Source organism: Reyranella soli (assembly GCF_007992495.1).
Taxonomy (GTDB): Bacteria; Pseudomonadota; Alphaproteobacteria; order Reyranellales; family Reyranellaceae; genus Reyranella; species Reyranella soli.
Genome location: NZ_BKAJ01000396.1, coordinates 1 through 749 on the forward strand (window position 1 = coordinate 1; position 749 = coordinate 749).

The 749-nt window shown below is 64.9% G+C and carries 1 protein-coding gene; it reads right to left on the reverse strand.

The features are described 5' to 3' along the window. Positions 1 to 735, reverse strand: a 735-nt coding sequence (locus RSO01_RS46965) for an outer membrane protein (RefSeq protein WP_147157507.1), incomplete at its 3' end; no start/stop codon positions are given. Positions 736 to 749 lie beyond the last annotated feature (14 nt).

Genomic DNA, 749 nt, shown 5'->3' on the forward strand with positions numbered 1-749 from the left:
CGCCGTGATGCGGGCGTTGCCCTTGCTCTTGAACGCAGCAGCTGCCTGCTTGATCGTGTTCAGCGCCTGCTGGCTCAGGTTCGAGCGGTCCCAGTCGAAGAACACCATGAACGACGGCGGCGCAACGGCCGGCGGCGGCGGCGGCGGCGGCGGCGGAGCCGAGCCGAACTTCAGCTGCAGACCCAGCATCACGCTGAAGTTGTTGTTGGTCCACTGCTGCCCGTTGATCGTCGGGTTCGACGTGCCGTAGTAGCGGCCGTCGAGGTTCACGCGGAAGTTCGTGTCGACGTTCCAGCCCAGACCGACGATGCCCTGGTAGGCAAACACCGTGCTGCCCAGCGAGGTGTTGCTGTCGACCAGGCCAAGACCCGCGCCAGCGCCGATGTACGGCGTGATCACCGAAGCCGGCATGAAGTCGTAGTACAGGTTCGCCATGATACCGAGCTGGCCGATCTGGTTGTTCAGAGCGGTGCCCGGGAGGCCGACGTTCGTGCCGTTCCAGCGATAGATGCCTTCCAACTCGACGCGCGGGCCGACAAAGTCGTAGCCGATCACGCCACCGGCCATCCAGCCCGTCGTCGGCGTCACGCCGACAACCGGCGCGATCGGCAGGTTGGTGTTCGCGTTGAAGTTCAGAAGCCAGTTGATACCGCCTTCCGCACCGATGTACACGCCCGGCGACGGTGACTGCGCCTGAGCCATGACCGGCAGCGCAACCAGCGCGGCAGCAGCCATCAAAGCCTTCTTCA